The sequence below is a fragment of the Tsukamurella sp. TY48 genome (assembly GCF_019656655.1).
Classification (GTDB): Bacteria; Actinomycetota; Actinomycetes; order Mycobacteriales; family Mycobacteriaceae; genus Tsukamurella; species Tsukamurella strandjordii.
Genome location: NZ_BPMV01000001.1, coordinates 2,121,901 through 2,145,447, shown reverse-complemented (window position 1 = coordinate 2,145,447; position 23,547 = coordinate 2,121,901). Strand labels below are relative to the sequence as shown.

Below are 23,547 nucleotides of genomic sequence, written 5' to 3'. Positions count from 1 at the left end.
TGCAAGCCCACGGTGAATTGATAGTGTGAAACAACAGTTCACTTCGGGAGGATTCGCATGTCCAGTCGCTCGACCGTCCGCCGCACCGTCGCCGGAGGCCTCGCCACGCTCGGCGTCCTCTCCGCGAGCTTCGTCGCGAGCACCGGCACCGCGAGTGCGCTGGAGCAGTGCCCGCCCGGACAGACCCCGTTCTGGAACGGCAAGAACTGCGTGATGCAGCTGTGCAACCCGCCGTACAACCCCGGCTTCCCGCCCTGCACCATGCCGATCCCCACTCACACCCCGGTCCCGGGTGCGCCGGCCGGCACGCCCGGATCGATCCCCGGCCAGCCCTTCTGATCCCTCCCCCTTCTAGGATCGGGCGCATGTTCGTCAAGGTCTGCGGCTTGCGCACGGTCGAATCGGTCGACGCCGCGGTGGACGCGGGCGCCGACGCCGTCGGCTTCGTCTTCGCCCCCGGTAGTGTGCGCCTGATCGAGGCCGCGGCCGCTGCACCGCTGGTCGCACGGGTGCCCGAGCGCGTGGAGACCGTCGGGGTGTTCCGCCGCCAGCCGATCCACGAGGTGCTGCGACTGGCCCGCGCCGCAGGAGTCGGCACCGTCCAATTGCACGGCGACGAGCCCGACGATCACTTCCACCGGGTCACGGAGGCGGGCTTCGCCGTGCTGCGCGCCGTCTCGGCCACCCGCTACACCGAGGCGGGCCGGGACTGGCCGGAGCGCCTGCTCATCGACGCCACCGATCCCGGTTCGGGCGTCCCGTTCGATCCAGCGGATCTCCCGGTGCCACCGTCGGCCTTCTGGCTCCTGGCCGGCGGGCTCACCCCCGGCAACGTCGCCGAGCTCGCCGCCGCCTTCGGCCCCTCCGGGGTCGACGTGTCCAGTGGTGTCGAATCGGCGCCCGGGGTGAAGGATCCGGCGCGCATCCGCGCCTTCGTCGCCTCGGCCCGCGGCTGACCGTCTGACCTGCCGATTCCGGTTCGGAGACCGTCCCCTACAGGGAGTAGTATTCGACCATGTTCCGGCCCGCCCACCCCGCCGCCACGGCCCGTGGTGTGTTCGTGGGCGGCACCTCCTTCGCGGCCAGCCTCACCGCGCACATCGTCGCCATGGCCGGCTCGATGCCCGCACCCGCGCCCGCCGGACACCCGATGGCGGACGGCACGATGGCGGGAGGCGCGATGAGCGCGCACTCGATGCCCGGCCACGCGATGCCCACAGCCATGCCCGGCCACGTCATGCCCACCGCGATGCCGGGTCACGACATGGCGGCGATGGGCACGGACGCCGGAATGCCGATGGGACCGGCGATCCCGCTCACCTCGGTGCTGCTCCTGGCCGGGGTGTGCGCGATCATCGGTGCGCTCGCCGCCCGGCCGCGCGCCGCCGGCCCCGTGGCCGCGGGCGCGATGGTGCTGTTCGGTCAGCTCGGCGGGCACCTCGCGCTCGGCCTCACGATGGGACACCTCGCGCTCACCCCGTCGATGGGACTGGCCCACCTCGCCGCCGCAGTGGTGGCGGGCCTGGCGATCGCGGGTGCCGAGAGGGCGCTCCGACTGGCGGTCGCGACGCTGCGGCCCGTCCGCGCGGCGTGGCTGAGCGTGCGGCGCACCGTCGTCCATCGGGTGTGGGAGTTCCGCACCCGGCCGCTGTCCGTGCTGAGCTGCCACGGCGCGCTGCGCGCACCACCCGCCTGAGACCTCACCCCTTCCCACTCGGACCGGCACCGCCGGCCGAGCCCCCGTGCGTGCGCGCACACCTATCGTGAGGTGAAACTCCTTATGTCCTTGACAGATTCGGCGGCCGATCCCGCGCCGCCGCAGTCCACTCCGCCGAAACGGCCGGGGTGGCGAGCCGCGATCATGCGGCTGCACTTCTACGCCGGGCTCCTGGTGGGCCCGTTCATCCTGATCGCCGCCATCAGCGGCGGCCTCTACGCGGCGGCCCCCACCGTGGAGCGGTTCGTGTACGCCGACGAACTCACCGCGGCCACCTCCGGTCCCGCACAACCGCTCACCGTCCAGGTGGCGGCGGCGCAGGCGGCGAAGCCCGACCTCATCGTGAAGGGCATCCGCCCCGCCGAGGAGGCGGGCAAGACGACCCGCGTGCTGTTCACCGACCCGGCCCTCACCGACGATCGCGATCTCGCCGTCTTCGTCGACCCGGCCTCCGGCCGCGTGCAGGGCGCGCTGCCCGTATACGGATCGGTGGAGGCACTGCCGATCCGGTTCTGGATCGACCGGCTCCACGTGGATCTGCACCTGGGCAGCGTCGGTCGGTTCTACAGCGAGCTGGCGGCGTCGTGGCTGTGGGTGGTGGCCCTCGGCGGCTTCTACCTGTGGTGGCGGGCCCGCCGCGGGAACGTCCGCAAGATGCTCTCCTACGACCGCTCGCTCCAGGGCCGGGGCGGCGCGATGAACCGGCACGCGGTGATCGGCACCTGGCTGCTGCTGGGCCTGCTCTTCTTCTCCGCGACGGGACTCACCTGGTCGAAGTACGCGGGCGACAACATCGCTCAGTTGCGCACCGAGCTCAGCTGGACCAAACCCGCGCTCTCCACCTCGCTGCAACCGGATGCCACGGCGGCCGGCGGCGGCGAGCACGCCGACCACGGCAGCTCCGCGCCGGTGGCCGCCCCGGTCAGCCCGGAGGTCGCCGCTCAGACGCGGGCGCGCAACGTCGCCGCGCTCGACACGGCCGTCGCGGCCGCGGCGAGCCGGGGCGTCGACGGTGCGGTTCAGATCTCGATCCCGGCCGATCCGTCGGTCGCGATGACGGTGGCGCAGACCCGGCAACCGTGGCGGTTCGGCATCGATTCCGCGACGGTCGATCCGGAGACCGGGCAGGTGGTCACGGTGCTCGCCTTCGCCTCGTGGCCGCTCATGGCCAAGCTCACCGAGTTGCTGATCAACACGCACATGGGATGGCAGTTCGGTCTGCTCAACCAGATCGCATTGGTTGCTTTCGCAGCACTTTTGAGCGTCGTGATCGTGCGCGGCTACCTGATGTGGTGGCAGCGCAGGCCGCGCTCGGGCGGGTTGCCGAAGCCGCCCGCGCGCGAGTCGCTGCGGAAAGTCGATCCGTCCCATGCGATTCCGGCGGTCCTGGCGGTGGCGTTCATCGGATGGTTCCTGCCGGTGCTCGGCGTCTCACTGCTCGCTTTCATCGTGCTCGATGTTGCGATAGGCGTGGCTAAGCGGGGCACGGCTAACCTAAGAAAATAGACCCTGACCTGCAAGAAGGGTCGCCTTGCCTGCGTTGCCAGGCAGGTCGGATCGCTCTACAGTCGTTCCCATGAAGCTCACGGACGCACTCGAAGAGAAGTTCAACGATCAGATCACCCTCGAGTTCGAAGCGTCGCTGGTGTACCGCCAGCTCGCCATCGAGATGGAGATCCGCGACCTGCCCGGCATCGCCGCGTGGCTGCGTCATCAGGCCGATGAGGAGATCGTCCACGCCAACAAGTGGATCGATCACCTGTCGGATCGTGGCAACCACCCGAAGATCGGCGCCTCGGCCGCACCGAAGGTCGATGTGGCCACCGTTCTCGACGTCTTCGAGGCGGCCCTGGAGCACGAGCGCCGGGTGTCGGATTCCATCCGCGCCCTGTACCGCGCGGCCACGGACGACATCGATTCGAAGGCGCTGATCCAGTGGTTCGTCAACGAGCAGGTCGAGGAGGAGGCCACGGTCAGCGAGATCGTCGGTCGCCTCAAGCTGATCGACGGTGACGGCCCGGGCCTGCTGCGCCTGGACGAGGAGCTGCGTTCGCGCCCGGCTCGCACCACCGAGGCGTAATCCGCCACAAGCCACACATTGCAGCCCGGAACGGGGCCCTCCACCACGGAGGGCCCCGTTTTCGTTCGCTCCTCTTCCCTTCACCTGACCCGCCGTGCTAATTTTTGACCATGCGGCCAGAAAATGAGTCGAGCGGCCAACCGCGGTCCTTCATCGAGGAGGCCCGCCGCCGGCAGATCATCGCGGCGGCGGTCGAGGTGCTGGCCGACGAGGGATACGGCCGCGCCACCCTGGCCCGCATCGCCCGCCAGGCGGGCGTCTCCAAGGGCGTCATCTCGTACCATTTCGACGGCAAGGACGAGCTGATGCGCCAGGTGGTGATCCAGCTCTTCGTGGCCGGCGCCGAATTCATGGGTCCGCTTCTGGCCGAGCAGAAGACCGCCGCCGGCACGCTGCGTACCTACATCGCTACCAACCTGCAGTTCATCCAGGCCAATCAGCGCTTCCTGGCCGCCATGATCGAGGTGGTACCCAATCTGCGGAACGCGGACGGTACGCCCGCTTTCGGGCCCTCGGATGGTGAGGACGCGATGGTCGCTCCCGTCCGCGACATCCTCCGGTCGGGGCAGCAGTCGGGGGAGTTCGGCGAGTTCGACCCGCTGGTGATGGCCCGCTTGATCCGCGACTCGATCGACGGTGCCGCCGGGCACGCCGCTCGCGACCCCGAATTCGACATCGATGCCCACGCGGACCAGATGGTCCGCATGTACCTCGCCGCGGTGCAGCCCGCGCCGCCGAACTCCACGACCACCGCGCAGCCGGAGGAAACCGATGACTGACACCGCATCTCGCACCAGCGATCAGGCCGCACCCGCCCCACCCGCACCGATCACATGGGCGTACCTCATCCCGATCCTGGTGCTCAGCGCGATCGCCGCAGCCTTCGGCGCCAGCCGCTACCACCTGTTCGGCGATGAGCTGTACTTCATCAGCGCCGGGCATCACCTCTCGGTGAGCTACGCCGATCAGGGACCGATCCTGCCGCTGCTGGCACTGCTGGGCGATGCCATGCCGGGCGACTCCCTGGTGCTGTTCCGGTTGCCCTCGGTGATCGTGACGATCGCTGGAATCCTGGTGTCGGCGTTGATCGCCCGCGAGCTCGGTGGTGGTCGCTTCGCGCAGGCGCTGACGGCCGGCGCGTACGCCACGTCGACCTTCCTGCTGCTGCAGTCCTCGCTGCTCGCCACCAACGCGATCGACACCCCGCTGTGGGTGGCGATCACCTGGCTGGTGGTGCGGTGGGTGCGCACCCGGCAGGACTGGCTGCTGTTCGCCGCGGGTGTGGTGACCGCCGTCGATATGCAGGTCAAGTGGCTGATCCCGATCTTCTGGTTGTGCGTCATCGTGGCCTCGTCGATCTGGGGCCCGAAGGATCTCGTGCGTCGGCCCGCGCTGTGGGCGGGCGGGGTGTTCACCGTGGTCACCATGATTCCGGCGTTGATCTGGCAGGCGCAACGCGGTTGGCCCTACCTGCAGCTCACCGAACAGGTGGCGGAGGAGAGCCAGTACGCGGGCGGGCGCCTGCTGTTCGTTCCCATCCTGCTGCTCACCGCCGGCGTGCTCGGTGCCCTCCTGCTGCTCTACGGTCTCTACGCCCTGATGCGGTCGGATCAGTTGCGGCCGTATCGATTCCTGGCGCCCGCGTTCGTGCTGCTGGTGATCGTCTTCATCATCACCGCCGGGCGTCCGTACTACCCCGGCGGCATGCTGCCCGTGATCATCGCCGCCGGTGCCGTCGCCTTCGAGGCGGTGCCGAAGCCGCGACTGCGTCTGGCCCTGACCGCGCCGCTGTCGATCCTGGCCGTCGGCTCGATCGTGGTGAGCCTGCCGTTCACCCCGGAATCGGAGATCAAGGAGCCGCAGTCGATCATGGAGGCCGGCATGCAGATCTCCGTGTATGGCCAGTTCGGATGGCCCGAACTCACACGGGCCGTAGAGGATTCACTGGCATCGCTGCCCGAGGCCGAACGGCCGCAGGCGATCGTGACGGGGTCGTACTGGCAGGCCTCCGCGCTCGCCTACTACGGCACGGGCCTACCGCCCGTGTACAGCCCGAACCGCGGGTACGGATACTTCGGGCAGCCTTCGGATTCGGCGACCACGGTGCTCCGCGTGATCAGCTCCGATGCCGCGCTGCAGGACGACATGTGCGATCAGGCGCGCACGCTGCGGAAGTTCGACTACCGGATCGGCATGCCGACCGCGTCCACCGACGTCGACATCCGCCTCTGCCACGTCCGCGCGCCCTGGTCCCAGCTGTGGCCGCAGCTGCGGCGCATCTGATCGAGATCGGTACCGACCGCCCCGCGTCGCCGGCCGGGCCGGAACGCGGGCTGGCTAGACCAGCAGCTCCGCGATCTGCACGGTGTTCAGGGCGGCGCCCTTGCGCAGGTTGTCACCGCTGATGAACAGGGCCAGGCCGCGGCCCTCGGGCACGCCCGGGTCCTGGCGGATGCGCCCGACCAGCGACTCGTCGGCGCCGGCGGCCGCGAGCGGCGTGGGCACCTCGACCAGCTTCACACCGGGCGCGTCCGCGAGCAGCTCCTGCGCGCGGGCCACCGACAGCGGCGCACCGAACTCGGCGTTGATCGACAGCGAGTGTCCCGTGAACACCGGCACGCGCACGCAGGTGCCGGACACCAGCAGCTCGGGCAGGCCCAGGATCTTGCGGGACTCGTTGCGCAGCTTCTGATCCTCGTCGGTCTCCCCCGTGCCGTCGTCCACCAGCGAACCGGCGAGCGGGACCACGTTGAAGGCGATCGGCGCCACGTACTTCACGGGCTCCGGGAAGGTGACGGCCGAACCGTCGTGCACCAGCTTCTCGGCACCGTCGACCCCGGCCCGCACCTGCGTGGCCAGCTCCTCGACACCGGCGAGGCCCGAACCCGAGACCGCCTGGTAGGTGGAGACGATCAGCCGCTGCAGGCCCGCCTCGTCGTGCAGCACCTTGAGCACCGGCATGGCGGCCATCGTGGTGCAGTTGGGGTTGGCGATGATGCCCTTCTTCAGGTTCTTGACCTGCTCCGGGTTCACCTCCGAGACCACCAGCGGCACATCGGGATCCTTGCGGAAGGCGCTCGAGTTGTCGATCACGGTGACACCGGCGGCGGCGAACCGCGGCGCCTGCACGCGCGACATGGTGGCGCCGGCGCTGCACAGCGCGATGTCCAGGCCCGTGGGATCGGCGGTCTCGGCGTCCTCGACCACGATCTCGCGGTCACCGAAGGGCAGCTTCTTGCCGGCCGAGCGCGACGAGGCGAAGAACCGCACCTCGTCCGCCGGGAAGTTGCGGTCCAGCAACAGCTGCCGCATCACGGCGCCCACCTGACCGGTGGCGCCGACGACTCCTACGCGTACACCCATGATCTAGCGCCCCGTCCCGCCGTACACGACGGCCTCTTCGTCGGAGCCCAGGCCGAAGGCGTCGTGCAGCGCCTTGACCGCGTCGTTGAGCTCGGTGTCGCGGATCAGCACCGAGATCCGGATCTCCGAGGTGGAGATCAGCTCGATGTTGATGCCGGCCGCCGACAGCGCCTCGCAGAAGGTGGCGGTCACGCCGGGGTGGCTCTTCATACCCGCGCCCACCAGCGAGACCTTGCCCACGTGATCGTCGTAGACCACGGAGTCGAAGCCGATCTCCTGGCGCAGCGCCTCGAGCTTCTCGACGCCCAGCGGGCCCAGCTCGCGCGGCAGGGTGAAGGTGATGTCGGTGCGGCCCGTGTCCACCTTGGAGACGTTCTGCAGCACCATGTCGATGTTGATCTCGGCGTCGGCGATGGCGCGGAAGACGCGGGCGGCGTAGCCCGGCTTGTCCTCCAGGCCGACCACGGTGATCTTCGCCTCGCTGCGATCGTGGGCGACGCCGGTGAGAATTGCCTCTTCCACGGGGATGTCCTCCATAGAGCCGTTGACGATGGTGCCGGGCTTGGTCGAGTACGACGAGCGCACATGGACGGGAACGTTGTAGCGGCGCGCGTACTCCACGCAGCGCAGCATGAGCACCTTGGCGCCGCACGCAGCCATCTCGAGCATCTCCTCGAAGGAGACCTTCTCCAGATGCTTGGCGTTGGGCACGATGCGGGGATCGGCGGTGTAGATGCCGTCGACATCGGTGTAGATCTCGCAGACATCGGCGTTGAGCGCCGCGGCCAGCGCCACGGCGGTGGTGTCCGAGCCGCCGCGGCCCAGCGTGGTCACGTCCTTGGTGTCCTGCGAGACGCCCTGGAAGCCCGCGACCAGCACGATCTTGCCGTCGTCGATCGCGGCCTGCACGCGGCCCGGGGTCACGTCGATGATCTTCGCGGCGCCGTGCCGGCTGGTGGTGATCACGCCGGCCTGCGAGCCGGTGAACGACTGGGCCTGCGCGCCGAGGGAGTGGATGGCCATCGCGACCAGCGCGTTGGAGATCCGCTCACCCGAGGTGAGCAGCATGTCCATCTCGCGGGCGGGCGGCGCCGGACACACCTGGTTGGCGAGGTCGAGCAGCTCGTCGGTGGTGTCACCCATGGCGGAGACCACGACGACCACGTCGTTGCCGGCGCGTTTGGTCTCGACGATCCGCTCTGCCACGCGCCGGATGCGCTCGGCGGAGGCGACGGAACTGCCTCCGTACTTCTGGACGACGAGTGCCACTTGGGTACCTCTCCGTTCGTAGCTCGAGCAGTATGCGTCGAGAGTCGATCCTACCGACCTGGCCTTGTAGGCCCCGAACCCCCGTGTTCCAAGCGGTGCGCAACCCACCGTTCAGCGAATCGCGGATAATCGCCTGTGAAGCCGAAGCGAGGAGAACCCATGAACCCGTACGGAGGCCAGAACCCCGGCCCGCCCCCCGGGCAGAACCCCCAGGGCGGTCAGTACCCGGGCGGCCCGTACCAGCAGGGCGGCTACCAGCAGGGGGGTTACCAGCAGGGCGGATATCCGCAGGGCGGCTACCAGCAGAGCGGCTACCAGCAGAGCGGTTACCAGCAGCAACCCGGCCCCGCCGGCTATCCGACCACGCAGTACGGCGCGCCGAATCAGGGCGGGTATCCGCAGCCCGGCCCGCCGCCCGGTGGGAACGGCAACCGCAAGGGCCTCGTGATCGGGCTGACCGCGGTGGTGGCGATCCTCGCGGTGGCGGCGGCCGTCGGCATCGGCCTCATGCTCAAGGACAACGGCTCGACCTCCGCTTCCCCGGTCACCTTCTCCTCGGGTGCCCCGACCACGGGGGCGCCCACCACCGGTGCGCCCACCACGAGCGGCGGTGCGCCGGGCACCGAGACCGACGGTTTCGCGACCACCTCGGCCCCGTCGGGCGGTACGACGATGATCCCGCTGAAGCTGGCCGCCGGTGGTGCCGGCGCGGGTGCGGTGCAGGTGACGGGCCTGACCGGCTCCTCGGCTCCCCCGCCGGCCTCGTCTCTTCCGTGGGAATGGCAGGGACTGGCCGCCATCGGCGACAGCCTGACGATGCGCGTCGTCGGCACCGGTGAGGTGACCTGTTCGATCTCGGTGAACGGCAAGGAGATCAGCCAGCGCACGGGGCAGAACTCCGTGCAGTGCGGGATCACGCGCCGCCCGTCGTGACGGCGGCGGATGCAAGACGTCCGGGCACGCGCCCGGACGCCGGTACGATGCAACGCGTGTCGACCGCCCCCGCCCGCGCCGAGGCGCCGCCGCGCAGCCTGGTCGAGCGGACCCGGTCGGTGTGGCTGCCGATCGCCTACTACCTGGCGATCCGCGGTATCGGCCTGGCCGTCCTCGCGCGCTTCGCGCAGCTGCGCAATCAGAACCTCGCCGATCTACTGACCGCGTGGGACGGCAAGTGGATGATCGGCCTGGCCACCTACGGCTACAACGACATGCCGTGGCGGTTCGTGGACGCCCGCGGCGAACACACCGCCGACACCGCGTACGCCTTCTTCCCCGGGTTCCCGATGCTGGTGCGCGCCGTCGCGCAGCTCCCCGGGTTCGACGCCTACCGCGCGGCGCTCACCGTCAACGTGGTCCTGGGCTGCGCCGCGGCCGTGGCGGCGTACCGCCTGGGGAAGCTGTGCGTGGAGCACATGCCGCAGGTGCCGGACCGGTACGCGCAGACCGCGGGACTGCTCACCACCGTGCTGTTCGCGGCCGCCCCGATGGCGATCGTCCTCACCATGGCCTACACCGAGGCGCTGTACTGCGCTCTGGCGGGCTGGGCGCTGGTCGGGGTGATGGAACGACGGTGGCTGGTGGCCGGGATCTGCACGGCCCTCGCGGGATTCTGCCGCCCCACCTCCGTGGTGCTGATCGGGGTGGTGGCGTTGGCTGCTTTGATCGCGGTGCTCTCGACCACCGGCACCGAGCGGCTGCGCGCAGCCGTCTGCGTGCTGCTCACGCCGCTCGGGTGGGTCACCTACCTGCTGATCGTGGCGCACCACACCGGCAGCCTCACGGGCTGGTTCCGGATCCAGACCGAGGGCTGGGGCACCACCTTCGACATGGGCCTGCAGACCTGGCAGTTCGTGAACTACACCCTGATCAACGGGTCGGACGTGGCAGACCTGTCGGTGGTCGCGCTCCTCGCGGCCTCGATCGTGCTGATCGTGATCGCGGTGCGCTCCAAGATGCCCTGGCCGGTCACGCTGTACGGCTCGCTGGTGGTGATCTCGCTGCTGGGCTCGGGCGGCCTGATGATGTCGCGGCCCCGGCTGCTGCTGCCCGCCTTCGTCCTGCTGATCCCCATCGCGATCGCCCTGGCGCGCAGGTCCCGCCGGGCCCAGATCTGGACCTGCGCGGGCATCATCACGGTCACGTGCTGGTACGGCGCCCACATGGTGAGCGTGTACCCGCACGCCATGTGACCGACCGGGCCCGCGGCCCGGCCGGTCACGCGGCCGTGTGGTGGAAGGTCAGGCGCGCAGGCTGAGCGGACGGATGTCCGTCCACGCCTGCTCGATGTAGCCGAGGCACTCGGCGCGCGACCGGCCGCCCTCGCCGAAGGCGATCCGCCAGCCCTTGGGGGCCTCGCGGAAGGTCGGCCACAGCGAGTGCTGGCCCTCGTCGTTGATGAGGACGACGAACTCGCCGGACTCGTTGTCGAAGGGATTGTTCATTGTGACTCCTTCTTTCGGACGGTTGTTGGTGACAGGTGGTCGGGGGTGGCGCTATCGGCGCATGTAGGCGACGGCGGCCAGGGGGACGATGATCGCGATCATCGCCACGGAACTGAGGGCCGCGTACGCCGTGGCGTGTTCGGAGGCCCAGTTGATCGGATCGTTCATCGCCGGCTTCGGGCTGAGCGGGTTGCCGAAGGCCTCGCGCAGCGAGCGGGCCATGGCGGTCACCGGGTTCCAGGCAGCGATGGTGCGCAGCGGCTCGGGCAGATCGCCCGCGGAGATGAAGGCCGAGGAGATGAAGGCGAACGGGAACATCACGATCATCAGAGCGGCCTGCGCCGACTCCGGGGTCGAGACCAGCAGGCCGATCAGCGCGCCCAGCCAGGAAGTCGCGAACCCGAACAGCAGCAGCACCGCGAGCGAGATCGCGGTGTCACGCCAGTTCCCATGCATCCGCCAGCCGACGAGGAGCCCGACGCCGAGCATGATTGCCACGCTAATTACGTTGACCAGGAAGTCGGAGACGGTGCGCCCCACCAGGATCGACAGGCGTGACATGGGCAGCGAACAGAAACGATCGATGATGCCGTTCTTCATATCCGAGGCGACGCCAATTGCAGTCGTGACTGAGCTAAACGCCACTGTCTGCGCCAGGATGCCGCCGAGGAGGAACTCGCGGTAGGTCCCGCTGCCCACATCACCGCCGAGCGCCGATCCGAAGACGTAACTGAACAGCAATACGAACATGATCGGTTGCACCGTGGCGTTGAGCAACAGCTGTGGGATGCGCACCAGGGTGGTGAGATTGCGCCGCGTCATCACGGCGCAGTCGCTGAAGAACCCGCTCAGCGACGACGTCCGTTCCTGCGGGAAGGTGATCGCGGTCATCAGTTGGTCTCCTCGGTGCTCTTGTTCGCGTCCTCGCCGGTGAGCGCGAAGAAGACGTCGTCCAGGGTCGCCTCGCGCAGCATCGCGCTGTCGGCGATCACGCCCACCTCACGAAGGTCGTTGAGTACGGCGACGATCTTCTGCTGGCCGTCGGCCACCCGGATCGCGCACAGGCCGGAGGCCTCGCGGATCGCGGTGCCGTCGATGGCGTGCCGCGCCAGGATCGGCCAGGCCTTCGCCCGGTCGCGCTCGCGGAGCCCGATCTGGATGAGATCGGCCGCCGCGGCCGACTTGAGCTCGGGCACGGTGCCGCTGCGGATGATCCGGCCCTGGTCGATGATCGTGACCAGATCGGCCAGCAGCTCGGCCTCGTCGAGGTACTGCGTGGTGAGCAGCACCGCGATACCGTCCTCCTTGCTCAGCCGCGCGATCACGTCCCACACGTCCTTGCGGCTGCGGGGATCGAGACCGGTGGTCGGCTCGTCGAGCACCACCAGGCGCGGGCGGGCGATGATCGCGCCGGCCAGGTCGAGCCGGCGGCGCATACCGCCGGAGTAGGTGCCCGACCGGCGATCGGCGGCCTTGGTCAGGCGGAACTGCTTGAGCAGCTCGTTCGCCCGAGCCTTCGCCGAATCCTTGTCGAAACCGTAGAGGCGCGCGAACATCTCGAGGTTCTCGCGTCCCGTGAGGTTCTCGTCGACCGCCGAGTACTGGCCGGACAGGCCGATGATCGACCGTGCCTTCCGCGGATCGGCGAGCGCGTCGACCCCGTCGATCGTGACCGAGCCCGAGGAGGGTTCGAGCAGCGTCGCGATGATCTTCACCGTGGTGGTCTTGCCGGCACCGTTGGGTCCGAGCAGCGCGTGCACGCTGCCGGGGGCGATGTCGAGATCAACCCCGTTGAGCGCGTACACGGCGTTCTTACCGCGCCCGTACTTGCGGGCGAGACCGCGCACGCTGACCAGCGGCTCCTGATCGTCGAGCGATGCGGAGTTCGCCTTCGCGACCGGCGTGTAGTTGCCGGTGAGGAAGACGTTCATCGTGCGGGCGACCTCGTCGATCGCCGGTGCCGAGCCGAGCTGGTTGTGCGTGGCCTCGATGTCGTGCACCTGCACCAAGCCGGTGACGTACGGCCGCCACAGCTGCGGGATCAGGCCGCCCGTGGGCTGCTCGGTGGCACGGAACACCAGGACGTTGCCGTCGTACTCGCGCGGGACGTGCGAGTACCCGAGCGAGACGTTGTGCCGGTAGTTCGAGTACAGCCGCTCCATCTGGCCGCGCGAGAGCTCGCGCGCCGGACCGCCCGCGCCGGCGAGCAGATCGAGCGCCTCGTCGGTGCTGATCTCGGTGTCCTCGTCGATGTCGAGGCCGACGAACTCGCGCAGCAGGCTGGCGATCGTCATCTCCTCGCGCGGACCGCGGTACTCGCCCAGCGGGTACGCGTCCATGAGCGCGAGGTTCACCTTCTCGCCGAGACTGCGCAGTTCCACCGCCATCTCGTGCGCGATGAGACCACCGAGGCTCCAGCCGAGCAGGTTGTACGGGCCGTGCGGGCGGGTGGCCCGGATCGACCGGACGTAGCCGCGCGCGAGCTCCTTGATCGAATCGGCGGGCGGCATCGGATGCGAGATGCCGGGTGCCTGCAGGCCGATGATCGGGATGCTCGGATCGAGCTCGCTGCTCAGCCCCAGGTAGTTCCACGCCAGGCCCACCGCGGGATGCACGCAGTACAGCGGGTCGATGCCCGCGGTACCCGCGCGCAGCGGCAGGATCGGATCGGTGATCGCGGTATCGGAATCCGCTGCCACGCCGGTGATCACAGCCGTGGTGGGCACCGGTCCCGGGTTGCCCGCGATGCGGGCGGCCAGCGATCCCACGGTGGCGTCCTCGAAGAACCAGCGGATGCTGGCCTCCTCCGCGCCGAACCGCTCCCGCAGCCGGTCGACGGCGATCGCGGCCTGCAGCGAGGTGCCGCCCATCGTGAAGAAGTCGTCGTCCTGGCCCAGGGAGGGAACACCGAGTACGTCCGAGAGCACCTCGGCGACGGCGCTTTCCATGCTCGCCGAGGCGGCGGGACGGGAGGGCTCGACGACGGGCTCGGCCTTCTTCGGCGCGGCGGCAGCGGCCTTGAGCAGCGCCGCCGGTACCACCGGCTGGGCGGGAGCGGCGGGCTCCTCGGGCCGGATCACCCGCGGCGAGGTGGCCGGTGCCGGGGATTCCACGATCGCGACCGGCTCGGCGGGCGCAACCGGCTCCGGCGGGGCGACCACCTTCACCGGCTCGGACGCCACCGGCGGCAGCGCCTTGAGGTCGGTCTTGCCGTGCGGCGTGACCGGCACCCGGTCGATCTGGACGAGAACGGACGGGATCATGTGCCGCGGCAACCGATCCGCGATGTGCGTGCGCACGGACTCCGCGGCGAGCACGCCGTCGGCCACGTAGTAGGCCACCAGCCGCGCCGCGGCCTGCGCCTCGACCGAGCCGTCTCCGCGATCCACGACCACGACGGCCTGGCGGACCGACGGATGCGTCTCGATCGCGGTGGCCACCTCGCCCGGCTCCACGCGGAAGCCGCGCACCTTGAGCTGATCGTCGCTGCGGCCCACGAACTCGAGCACGGGATCGCCCGAGTCCGAGGCGCGCCAGCGCACGAGGTCTCCGGTCCGGTACATGCGCTTGTAGCCCTCGGCATCGCTGTAGGGGTTCGCCACGAATCGCGAGGCGGTCAGGTCGGGGCGGTCCAGGTAGCCGTGGGCGATGCCGGGGCCGGCCACGTACAGCTCGCCCACGGCGCCGGGCGGCACCAGGTTCAGCCGCTCGTCGCAGATCATCAGCTGCGCATCGCTCACGGCGCTGCCGATGCTCACGCTGTCGGCGTCCACCGGGCCCATCGTCGCGGCGATGGTCACCTCGGTCGGGCCGTAGGCGTTGATCAGGATCCGGCCGTTGGACCAGCGGCGGGCCAGCTCGGTCTGCAGCACGTCGCCGCCCACGCTCAGGGCCTCGAGCAGCGGCAGATCGCGATCCGGGATCGTGGCCAGCGCCGCGGGGGTGATGAAGGCGTGGGTCACCTCGTTGTCGGCGAGGAAGTCGCCGAGGTCCGAGCCGCCGTACAGCGTGGTCGGTGCGATCACCAGCTCGGCGCGCGACCAGGTCGCGAGCAGCAGCTCGAGGATCGATGCATCGAAGCTGGGCGAGGCGAAGTGCAGCACGCGAGCGCCGTTGCCCACGGCGTGCTGCCGCACCAGGGTGTCGGCCATCGCGGCCAGGCCGCGGTGCGGCACCACAACGCCCTTGGGGCGCCCGGTGGAACCCGACGTGTAGATGACGTACGCGGGATCGTCCACGTGCGCGGGCACGGCCGTGACGACCGGCGGGTGCTGCACCCGGGACGCGCCCGGATCCACCAGCACCCAGTCGATGTCCTTCGGCAGGCCGCCCACGGCCTCGCGCACCGACAGGCCCATGGTGGGCGTCGCATCGTCGAGGATGTACTTGATCCGCTCGGCCGGGTAGTTCGGGTCGACCGGCACGTACACGGCGCCGATCCGTGCGACCGCCCAGAACGCGATCACCGATGCCGCGGAGCGCGGGATCGAGACCGCCACACGGGTTCCCGCTCCCACGCCGAGGCCGGAGAGGCGGTTGGCCAGGGCCGTGACCGCCGAGTCCAGCTCGGAGTAGGTGTAGCGCACGGCACCGTCGCGCAGCGCCGGATCGCCCGGGCGCTGGCGCACCGCGCGGGCCAGGATCTCGGCCATCGTGTGCGGTTCGACGGAGCTGTTGGCGCGGAGGAAGATCTCCTCCTCCTCGGGCAGCAGCACCGGCAGGTCGGCCACGGCGGTGGTGGGCGCGGCGACACCCTCGGTGACCAGCCGCACCAGGCGCTTGACGATGCCCTCGGCGGTGCCGCGGGTGTAGAGGTCGGTGCGGTAGCGCAGGTTGAAGCGCATGCCCTCCTCCACCTCGCGCACCTCGAAGGTGGCGTCGAAGGTGGTGGTGGCCGCGGCCAGATCGAGCGGCTCGAGATCGAACATGCCGCCGCCGTCGGAGCTGATCACGCTGAGCGGATCACCGAGGTTCTGGTGGCTGAGCACCACCTGGAACAGCGGGTGCCGATCGCGGCTGCGCGGCGGCGAGACCGCCTCGATGACGCGCTCGAAGGGCGCCGTGGCGTGCACGAGGTCGTCGAGATCGCCGCTGCGGATGCGGTCGACGAGGGCGTTGAAGGGCTCCTCGCCCTTGACCTGGGTGCGCAGTGCCACGGTATTGACGAACATGCCCACCACGTCACGGAGGCGACGATCGGTGCGGCCGATCACCGGGGTGCCCACGACCACGTCGTCGGCGCCGTTCACCCGGTGCAGCAGCGCGGCGAGCGCCGCGTGCAGCACCATGAACACCGAGACACCGCGCCGGGCGGCGAACTCGGCCAGGGCCTCCCGCTGCGCGGGCGGCAGCACCACGGCCACCTCACCGGCGTCGGTCGATCCGATGGTCGGACGCGGGCCGTCGGCAGGGAAGGAGCTCTCGTCCGGGATGCCGCGCAGGCGCTCGGCGAAGTAGTCCACCGCGCCGGCGTCCTTATCGGCCTGGCCGCGCTGCCACACCGCGTAGTCGGCGTACTGCAGCGGCAGCTCCTCCCACTGCGGTGCGTTCCCCGCGGTGCGCGAGAGGTACGCGGCCATCAGGTCGCGCGTCAGCGGCACCACCGAGGCACCGTCGGCGGCGATGTGGTGCACCGCGATCGCGAGGATCGAGCCGGTGCCGGTGGGAGCAGTGAGCAGCCGGATCGGCAGATCGCGGTTGAGCGCGAAGGGCCGGGCCACGAACTCGGCGATGGCATCGCGCTGGTTGCTCACGGTGGAGGCGGCCGTGCCCTGCTCGGCGGCGAACTCCTGCACCGCGGGCGCGTCCGCGGCCAGGATCTCCTGGTACGGGCCCTCGGTGCCGGACGGGTAGCGGGTGCGCAGGCTCTCGTGGCGTGCGAGCACGTCCCGCAGCGCCTCGTCGAGGATGCGCTTGTCCACCGGGCGCGCCGCGAAGAACGCCGCGCCGATGTTGTAGGTGGGGCCGGGATCGATCTTGTTCTGCAGCCACATCCGCTCCTGCGCGGACGACAGCGGCATGCGGTCGCCGCGCTGCACGCGGCGCAGGCCCTGGTCCTCGAGTGCCGCCTCGTGGGCGATCGAATCGGGATCGCCGGTGAGTGCGGCCGCGATGGCCGACGGGGTGCGCAGGTCGAAGACGGTGCGTACCTCGATGCCGTTGCCCAGCAGGCCCACGAGCTCGTTGGCGGACAGCGAGTTCCCGCCGAGGTCGAAGAAGTCGTCCTCGACGCCGATCTGCTCGTTGCCCAGCACCTTGCGGAAGGCCTCCACGACACGGGCCTCGCCCGGGGTGGTCGGCGTGGCCGCGGCGTTACCGGTGCCGCCGAACCGCGGCTCGGGGAGCGCGGCGTTGTCGAGCTTGCCCGTGCTGCCCATCGGCACGGTGTCGATCACCACGACGGCGGCCGGCACCATGAAGCCGGGCAGTCGGGTGCGCACGAAGGAGCGCACCGCTGACGGATCGATGGCATCGCCCTTGACGTAGGCCACCAGGGCGGGCTGGCCGTCGGGGCCGGGTCGCACCTGGGTCGAGACGAAGCCCACGCCCGGCATGGTGCCGATGGTGGAGTCGATCTCGCCCAGCTCGATCCGGATACCGCGGATCTTCACCTGGAAGTCGTTGCGGCCCACGAAGTCGATGATCAGGTCGCCCGAATCCGAACGGACCCAGCGAACCACGTCGCCGGTGCGGTACATCCGGGAACCGGGTGCCCCGTACGGGTTCGCCACGAAGCGCGACGCGGTGAGCTGCGCGCGGCGGTGGTAACCGCGCGCCAGCTGCGGCCCGGCCACGTAGAGCTCGCCCGGCATGCCCACGGGCACGGGGCGCAGCAGGTCGTCGAGCACCATCAGCTCCTGCCCGCGCACGGGCGGGCCGATCGGCACGCGTCCGTCGCCCGAGAGGGGATCCGACATCGCCGTGATGATCGTGGTCTCGGTGGGCCCGTAGCCGTTGTGCAGGCTGCGGCCGGCGCTCCACTTGGCCGCGAGTCCGGGGTTGATCGCCTCGCCACCGGCGAGCACGTTCTTCCATCCGGGCACGTTCTCCGGCTCCAGGGTGGCCAGCGTGGACGGGGTCAGGAAGCCGTGCGTGACAACGTTGTCGGCGATCACGCGCTCGAGTTCGCGGCCGCCCGTGGTGGCGGCGGGGACGATCACCAGAGGCGCCCCGACCCGCAGCGCCATGAGGTGCTCGAGCACGGTGGCGTCGAAGGCGGTGGAGGCGAAGGCCATCACGCGGGTATCGCTGCCGGTCTGCATCCGCACGTGCAGTTCCTCGGCGAAGTTCTCCAGGCCGCGGTGCGTGACCACGGTGCCCTTCGGCTTGCCGGTGGACCCGGAGGTGTAGATCACGTAGGCGGCGTCGTCGATGCTGGGCACGATCTGCGGGTCGTAACCCGGGCCGTCCTCGTCGATCCGGTCCATGGCGATCCACTTGAGACCGGGTGCGCCGCCCGAGGCGGTGACGCCGACCCGCGCGCGGATGTCGTCCGCGATGTAGTCGCGGCGTTCCTGCGGGTAGCGCGGATCCACAGGCGCCACAGCTGCTCCGGCGAGCGCGATGCCCCAGAAGGCGATCACGGATTCCGCGGAGCGCGGCAGGTCGGTGAGAACCGCCTCGCCCGGGCGCGAACCCGCGGCGATCACCGCGGCGGCCACCTTGCGGGCCTCCGCGTACAGCTCGCGGTAGGTGAGGGTGCGGTCACCGTCGATGATGGCGGGCCGCTCCGAGAAGGTGCGTGCCACCTCGCGCATGAGCTGCCCGAGCGGCGTGTGGAAATCGGCGGGAACGCCGCGCACCGGGGTGAGCTCGGCGAGGCGCTGCTCGGACATGATCGGCAGTTCCGCGATGGTGAGCTCGGGGTTGCCGCCGACCGCGGTGAGTACGGAGACGATGGCGTCCAGGATCGACTCGGCCTGCTCCGTGCGGTAGAGCTCGGAGGCGTAGCGCAGCTCGATGGTGCCGTCGCCGGTCAGGGTGACCTCGAGGTCGAAGCGGGCGATCGGGACGTCGACCGGCACCACCTCGACGTCGATGCCGGCCATCGGGAAGTGCTGGGTGTCGAACGGGCGCTGGTTCAGCATCACCTGGAAGATCGGGTGCCGGCCGGCCGCTCGCGGCGGGTCGACCAGTTCGAGCACCGATTCGAAGGGCAGATCCGAATTGTCCAGCGCCTCCAGGTCGCCCCGGCTCACGGCGCTCAGGTGCTGCGCGAAGGTGGCGCTCTGCGGGGTCCGGGTACGCAGCGGGATCGAGTTGACGAACATGCCGACGAGGCCGTCGAGTTCCGCTTCGCCACGACCGGCGACGGCGGTGCCGATCACCAGGTCCTCCTGGCCGGACAGGCGCGTGATCGCGGCGGCCAGCGCGGCGTGCACCACGATGAACGGGGTGGTCACGTGGGCGCGGGCGAGGCCGGCGACACCGGCCCACACCTCGGGCGCCACGCGGGTGCCGATCGACCTCGCGCCGGAGACCACGCCGCCGGATCGCGGCACCGCGGCGGGCGGTACCGATTCGGCGGGCGGATTGGCGAGGGTCTCGGCCCAGAAGGCGTCGAGCGCCTCGCGGGGGGCGCCGGTGAGACGGCGCTTGTAGGAGCGGGCGTGCTCGGTGTACGTGCGCGGCAGCGGCGCGAAGCGCGGCGCCTTGCCCTGGGTGCGCACCGCGTAGGCGGAGGCGAGATCGCCGGCCAGCGGCATCATCGACCAGCCGTCCGCGGCGATGTGGTGGATCACCAGGACGAGTACCTGATGCTTGGCATCGACCTTGTACAGGCGCGCGCGGATCGGGACGTCGGCGGCCAGATCGAAGGGCTCACCGGCGTATTCGACCGAGGCGGCCGTCAGCTCGTCCTCGGCGACCTCGCGCTCGGTGAAGGGCACCAGGTTCGGTCCGGCGGGCAGCACCTGCACCTCGGGCTCGCCCGCGGTGGGTCCGTTGCGGTACACGGTGCGCAGCGGCGTGTGCCGGGCGACCACGTCGCCGAGCGCGGCGCGCATCGCGGAGACGTCCACGTCGCCGCGCAGGTGCAGCGCGACCGGAATGTGGTACGAGCCATCGGGACTGACCCGGTTGCGCACCCACATCTGATGCTGTGCGGGGAGCAGGTCGGCCGCTTCCTCGGCCCGATCCTCGGTGGCGGGATCGGCGTGGATGATGTCCTCGGGCTCCGGGGCGGGCGCGGGGGCGCCGCCGATCGCGGAGGCGAGCCCCTCGACCGTGGGGTGGGCGAAGACGGTGGCCACACTGACCCGGCTGCCGGTGGCCGAGCCGACGCGGGCCGCGATGCGGGTGGCCGACAGCGAGTTCCCGCCGAGGTCGAAGAGCGTGGTGGTGACGTTGAGCTTGTCCTTGTCGACGCCCGGGATCACCTCGGCGAAGGCCTCGGCCACGAGCTTCTCGGCGTCGGTCTTGGGCACGCGGCCGGTGGACGCGGCGGCGACGGTGCGCTCGGGCTGCGGCAGCTTCTTGTGATCGACCTTGCCGTTGACGGTGAGCGGGAATTCGTCGAGCGCGATGATGTGCGCGGGCACCATGTAGGCGGGCAGCTCGCCCGCGATGCTCGCGGTGATCGCGTCCACGGCCGCGGTTCCGGTCACGTAGGTGATCAGCTCCGCGGTGGCGGTGTCGTCGCCCGAGACCACGGTCACGGCGCGTTCGGTGCCCGGTACCCGCATCACGGCGGCGTCGATCTCGCCCAGCTCGATGCGGAAGCCGCGCAGCTTCACCTGGGAGTCGATGCGGCCGAGGAACTCCAGCGATCCGGACTCGGTCCAGCGGACGAGGTCGCCGGTGCGGTACATCCGCGCACCGTCGTCCTCGAAGGGGTTGGCCACGAACCGTTCCGCGGTGAGCACCGGGTTGCCGTGGTAGCCGCGAGCGATGCCGGGACCGGAGATGTACAGCTCGCCCGCGACGCCGGCCGCGGCGGGGCGGAGGTAGGAGTCGAGCACGTACAGACGGGTGCCCGGGATCGGGCCGCCGAGCCGCACGGGCTCGCCGGCGGTCAGTTCGCCGAGCGTCACCGCGATGGTGGTCTCGGTGGGGCCGTAGACGTTGACCAGGTTCCGGTTCGGCGCCCAGGTGTCGACCAGGGCCTGCGGCACGGTGTCGCCGCCCACGCCGAGCGAGGTGAGCTCGGGCAGCTCGGCCGGATCGAGGGTGGCCAGCGCGGCGGGGGTGATGAAGCCGCCGTTGACTTTCTCGCGCGCCAGGATCTCGGTGAGTTCCTCGCCGCCGTAGACATCGGGCGGCACGACCACCAGTGTGGATCGGCTGTCGACCGCCATGAGCAGTTCGAGCACGGAGGCGTCGAAGCCGGGCGAGACGAAATGCATGACCCGCGCACCGTCGGGCAGCCCGTGCGAGCGCACGAGCTCGGCCGCGAGGCTGGACAGTCCGTTGTGGGTGACGCTGACGCCCTTGGGGCGGCCGGTCGAGCCCGAGGTGAAGATGAGGTAGGCCGGGGTGTCGAGCGAGATCTCGGGCCAATCGGCGGCACCGGAGCCGGCGCTCGCGCCCGGACCCCAGACGCGGGCCAGGTCGGCGGGCGTGACGGTGGCGACGGGCGCCGCGGCCTCGCCGATGTGCTCGGCGCGCTCGGCGGGCAGCTTCGGGTCGATCGGTACGAAGGCCGCACCGGTCTTGGTGACCGCCCACACGGCGATCACGGATTCGAGGGAACGCGGGATGCGCAGCGCCACGCGCTCTTCCGGCTTCGCACCTACGGACATCAGGTAGCGCGCGAGGCGGTCGCTGTACTGATCGAGTTCGGCGTAGGTGATGCTGCGATCACCGTCGACCACGGCCACCCGATCGGGTTCGGCCGCGGCGGTGCGGCGCAGCAGTTCCGGCATCGGGACCGAGGGGCCGGCAGCGGCGGGGGCGTCGGCGGTGGCACCCGCGAACCGCTTCCAGGCCTCGGCCTCGGACTCGGTGGCGACGGCCAGCTGCGAGAGCGGAGTGGGGCCGGCGGTGGCCGCGAACCGGTCGAGGTACTCCATGAAGCGCGCATGATGCGCCGCGAGATCGGCCTCGGTGTAGGTGGCCGGGTTGGCCTCCATGTCGATCCGGACAGCGCCCTGCTCGGACTCGTAGACGGTGACGGCCACGTCCTCCGCCGGTCCGGAGGTGAGCAGATTGAGCTTGCCGTCGGTCTCGCCCAGGGTGATCGCGGTCGAGAACATCATGATGTTGATGGTGTCGCCGAAGGTGGAACCCACCACGCCCTCGCGCAGGGTGGGCGCCTCCATCCGGGCCGCCGGGTAGAGCTGGTGCCGCAGGCCGTTGCGCAGGTCGAGACCGGTGCCGTCGACCACGTCGGAGACGGTGGCGCCCTCGCCCACGCGGACCGGGACGGGGAGCACGTTCGCGGTCATGCCGGTGGAGCCGCGCAAGGCGGCGGTGGTGCGGGCCGCGACCGGCACGGCGATCGAGATCTCGTCGCGTCCGGCGATCGCCGCGACGTACGCGCCGAAGGCGGCGATGACGAGGCCGGACCGGTTGGTGCCGAGACGCTCGGCACCGGCGTCGAGGCGGGCACCCATCTCGTGGCTGGAATCGCCGTTGTGGCGCAGGTTCAGCGGGGACGGGCCGCTGATCCGCCGACCCAGACCCGCCGCCTCGGGCAGGGTGGGGACGATGCCGGACCAGTACTGCGCGTCGCCCTCGGCGCGCGCGGATGCGAAGTACTTCTCCTCGGCGGTGACGAAGCCCTCGGGTGCGAGGGGCTTCGGCTTGAGCGCGGGCGCGTCCTCACCGGTGACGAGCGCGGTGTACAACTCGGCGACCCGGCGCTGCAGCGTGGAGGCGCCGTAACCGTCGATCACGGCGTGGTGCGCGCGGGCGTACCAGAACCAGCGGTCCTCGGAGACCTCGATCAGGCGGTTGATGATCAGCTCGTCCGTGGCCAGGTCGAGCGGGCGCGAGTACTCGGCGCGCATCCACTCGACGGCGGCTGCGACGCGCTCCTCCTCGGGCAGGTCGGCCAGGCCGATGTCGATCACCTGGGCGCCGGCGTCGATGGTGTGGTCGATCCGCTGGATCGGGGTGCCCGACTCGTCGACGTCGATGCGCACATAGGGAGAGACGAACTCGTCGCTGGCCGCGCGGGTCGCCGCTGTCATCTGCTCGACGTCGAGCGCGCCGCGGAAGTCCACGTACTGCGCCACCGAGTAGGAGACGTCGGGCGACATCTGCTGACTCAGCCACATTCCGTACTGGGCTCCGGTCAGGGAGTGCACCACGTGGTCCACCAAGCTCTCCTACTGTCGCGTTGCAAACTCCGAGCCTTGCAATCGCAAGAATTGTAGGGAGCGTCTCGTTGAAATCGCAACATTCATAACCATGGTTATTTTAGGAGCGCACCGCTTTAAAGACCGCAGGTCGAACGACGTATAGTTTGACGAAGTTCACTACCCAGTAGGCAAGCTGGCGATTTGCGCTGCTGAAGGATCATTGAGAGCGCGGCGTCGATGCAGCATTCGAAATAATGCGGTGCTGGAAGTTCACCGGCCCCGACTAGATCGTGTTCTAGATCACAGTCGTTGTCATCGGGTCTTCATCGTGCTGACACCGCGTCTTCGCCCCGACTGGACGGCCCGAGGTCCGGATTCGCCGGCCGTGGGTTATCGTGATGGTGTGCAGCGGCGCGCCCTTCTCCTCGGTTGCCG

At 70.2% G+C, this 23,547-nt stretch carries 14 protein-coding genes; 9 read left to right on the top strand and 5 right to left on the bottom strand.

Going from position 1 to position 23,547, the window contains the following annotated elements:
* The first annotated feature begins 57 nt into the window (after nucleotides 1-57).
* The 7 genes from TTY48_RS10380 to TTY48_RS10350 all read left to right on the top strand — a co-directional run bounded on the left by TTY48_RS10380 (nucleotide 58) and on the right by TTY48_RS10350 (nucleotide 6,080).
* A complete protein-coding gene (locus tag TTY48_RS10380) occupies nucleotides 58-339 on the top strand; it encodes a hypothetical protein (protein WP_220657414.1) in 282 nt (93 codons plus the stop codon).
* A 26-nt stretch (nucleotides 340-365) separates the two neighbouring features.
* A complete protein-coding gene (locus TTY48_RS10375) occupies nucleotides 366-956 on the top strand; it encodes a phosphoribosylanthranilate isomerase (RefSeq protein WP_220657413.1) in 591 nt (196 codons plus the stop codon).
* A gap of 59 nt (nucleotides 957-1,015) precedes the next feature.
* Complete coding sequence (locus TTY48_RS10370) at nucleotides 1,016-1,696, top strand: hypothetical protein (RefSeq protein WP_220657412.1); 681 nt, start codon at nucleotides 1,016-1,018, stop codon at nucleotides 1,694-1,696.
* An 84-nt stretch (nucleotides 1,697-1,780) separates the two neighbouring features.
* Nucleotides 1,781-3,223, top strand: coding sequence for a PepSY domain-containing protein (locus TTY48_RS10365; protein WP_220657411.1), 1,443 nt, complete (start codon nucleotides 1,781-1,783; stop codon nucleotides 3,221-3,223).
* 70 nt (nucleotides 3,224-3,293) lie between these two features.
* Entirely contained in the window at nucleotides 3,294-3,797 is a 504-nt protein-coding gene (locus TTY48_RS10360; RefSeq protein WP_220657410.1) for a ferritin, read from the top strand.
* Nucleotides 3,798-3,907: 110 nt separating this feature from the next.
* Entirely contained in the window at nucleotides 3,908-4,576 is a 669-nt protein-coding gene (locus TTY48_RS10355; RefSeq protein WP_220657409.1) for a TetR/AcrR family transcriptional regulator, read from the top strand.
* Nucleotides 4,569-6,080 (top strand): glycosyltransferase family 39 protein, encoded by a 1,512-nt coding sequence (locus TTY48_RS10350; protein WP_220657408.1) that lies wholly within the window; start codon nucleotides 4,569-4,571, stop codon nucleotides 6,078-6,080. The genes TTY48_RS10355 and TTY48_RS10350 overlap by 8 nt, the downstream gene beginning before the upstream one ends.
* Before the next feature lie 54 nt (nucleotides 6,081-6,134).
* Here TTY48_RS10350 and TTY48_RS10345 read toward each other — a convergent pair whose 3' ends face one another.
* Together TTY48_RS10345 and TTY48_RS10340 are read right to left on the bottom strand one after the other, a co-directional pair.
* A complete protein-coding gene (locus tag TTY48_RS10345) occupies nucleotides 6,135-7,160 on the bottom strand; it encodes an aspartate-semialdehyde dehydrogenase (protein ID WP_220657407.1) in 1,026 nt (341 codons plus the stop codon).
* Between the two features lie 3 nt (nucleotides 7,161-7,163).
* Nucleotides 7,164-8,429, bottom strand: a complete 1,266-nt coding sequence (locus TTY48_RS10340; protein ID WP_220657406.1) for an aspartate kinase — start codon at nucleotides 8,427-8,429, stop codon at nucleotides 7,164-7,166.
* 159 nt (nucleotides 8,430-8,588) lie between these two features.
* Between TTY48_RS10340 and TTY48_RS10335 the strand changes: the two genes are divergently transcribed.
* Together TTY48_RS10335 and TTY48_RS10330 are read left to right on the top strand one after the other, a co-directional pair.
* Nucleotides 8,589-9,362, top strand: coding sequence for a hypothetical protein (locus TTY48_RS10335; RefSeq protein ID WP_220657405.1), 774 nt, complete (start codon nucleotides 8,589-8,591; stop codon nucleotides 9,360-9,362).
* A gap of 47 nt (nucleotides 9,363-9,409) precedes the next feature.
* Entirely contained in the window at nucleotides 9,410-10,618 is a 1,209-nt protein-coding gene (locus TTY48_RS10330) for a mannosyltransferase family protein (RefSeq protein WP_255585617.1), read from the top strand.
* A 48-nt stretch (nucleotides 10,619-10,666) separates the two neighbouring features.
* Here the strand turns inward: TTY48_RS10330 and TTY48_RS10325 are convergent, their stop codons facing one another.
* The 3 genes from TTY48_RS10325 to TTY48_RS10315 are packed head-to-tail and all read right to left on the bottom strand — an operon-like array spanning nucleotide 10,667 to nucleotide 23,130.
* Nucleotides 10,667-10,870, bottom strand: a complete 204-nt coding sequence (locus TTY48_RS10325; protein WP_220657403.1) for an MbtH family protein — start codon at nucleotides 10,868-10,870, stop codon at nucleotides 10,667-10,669.
* 51 nt (nucleotides 10,871-10,921) lie between these two features.
* A complete protein-coding gene (locus tag TTY48_RS10320) occupies nucleotides 10,922-11,761 on the bottom strand; it encodes an ABC transporter permease (protein ID WP_220657402.1) in 840 nt (279 codons plus the stop codon).
* Complete coding sequence (locus tag TTY48_RS10315) at nucleotides 11,761-23,130, bottom strand: non-ribosomal peptide synthetase (RefSeq protein WP_220657401.1); 11,370 nt, start codon at nucleotides 23,128-23,130, stop codon at nucleotides 11,761-11,763. The genes TTY48_RS10320 and TTY48_RS10315 overlap by 1 nt, the downstream gene beginning before the upstream one ends.
* Between the last annotated feature and the right edge of the window lie 417 nt (nucleotides 23,131-23,547).

What these genes read in the sequence shown, in the direction of transcription:
- TTY48_RS10360 (WP_220657410.1), top strand. Translation starts at nt 3,294, where the DNA reads ATGAAGCTCACGGACGCACTCGAAGAGAAGTTCAACGATCAGATCACC.
- TTY48_RS10355 (WP_220657409.1), top strand. Translation starts at nt 3,908, where the DNA reads ATGCGGCCAGAAAATGAGTCGAGCGGCCAACCGCGGTCCTTCATCGAG.
- TTY48_RS10345 (WP_220657407.1), bottom strand. Translation starts at nt 7,160, where the DNA reads ATGGGTGTACGCGTAGGAGTCGTCGGCGCCACCGGTCAGGTGGGCGCC.
- TTY48_RS10365 (WP_220657411.1), top strand. Translation starts at nt 1,781, where the DNA reads ATGTCCTTGACAGATTCGGCGGCCGATCCCGCGCCGCCGCAGTCCACT.
- TTY48_RS10370 (WP_220657412.1), top strand. Translation starts at nt 1,016, where the DNA reads ATGTTCCGGCCCGCCCACCCCGCCGCCACGGCCCGTGGTGTGTTCGTG.
- TTY48_RS10350 (WP_220657408.1), top strand. Translation starts at nt 4,569, where the DNA reads ATGACTGACACCGCATCTCGCACCAGCGATCAGGCCGCACCCGCCCCA.
- TTY48_RS10335 (WP_220657405.1), top strand. Translation starts at nt 8,589, where the DNA reads ATGAACCCGTACGGAGGCCAGAACCCCGGCCCGCCCCCCGGGCAGAAC.
- TTY48_RS10380 (WP_220657414.1), top strand. Translation starts at nt 58, where the DNA reads ATGTCCAGTCGCTCGACCGTCCGCCGCACCGTCGCCGGAGGCCTCGCC.
- TTY48_RS10375 (WP_220657413.1), top strand. Translation starts at nt 366, where the DNA reads ATGTTCGTCAAGGTCTGCGGCTTGCGCACGGTCGAATCGGTCGACGCC.
- TTY48_RS10325 (WP_220657403.1), bottom strand. Translation starts at nt 10,870, where the DNA reads ATGAACAATCCCTTCGACAACGAGTCCGGCGAGTTCGTCGTCCTCATC.
- TTY48_RS10330 (WP_255585617.1), top strand. Translation starts at nt 9,410, where the DNA reads ATGCAACGCGTGTCGACCGCCCCCGCCCGCGCCGAGGCGCCGCCGCGC.
- TTY48_RS10320 (WP_220657402.1), bottom strand. Translation starts at nt 11,761, where the DNA reads ATGACCGCGATCACCTTCCCGCAGGAACGGACGTCGTCGCTGAGCGGG.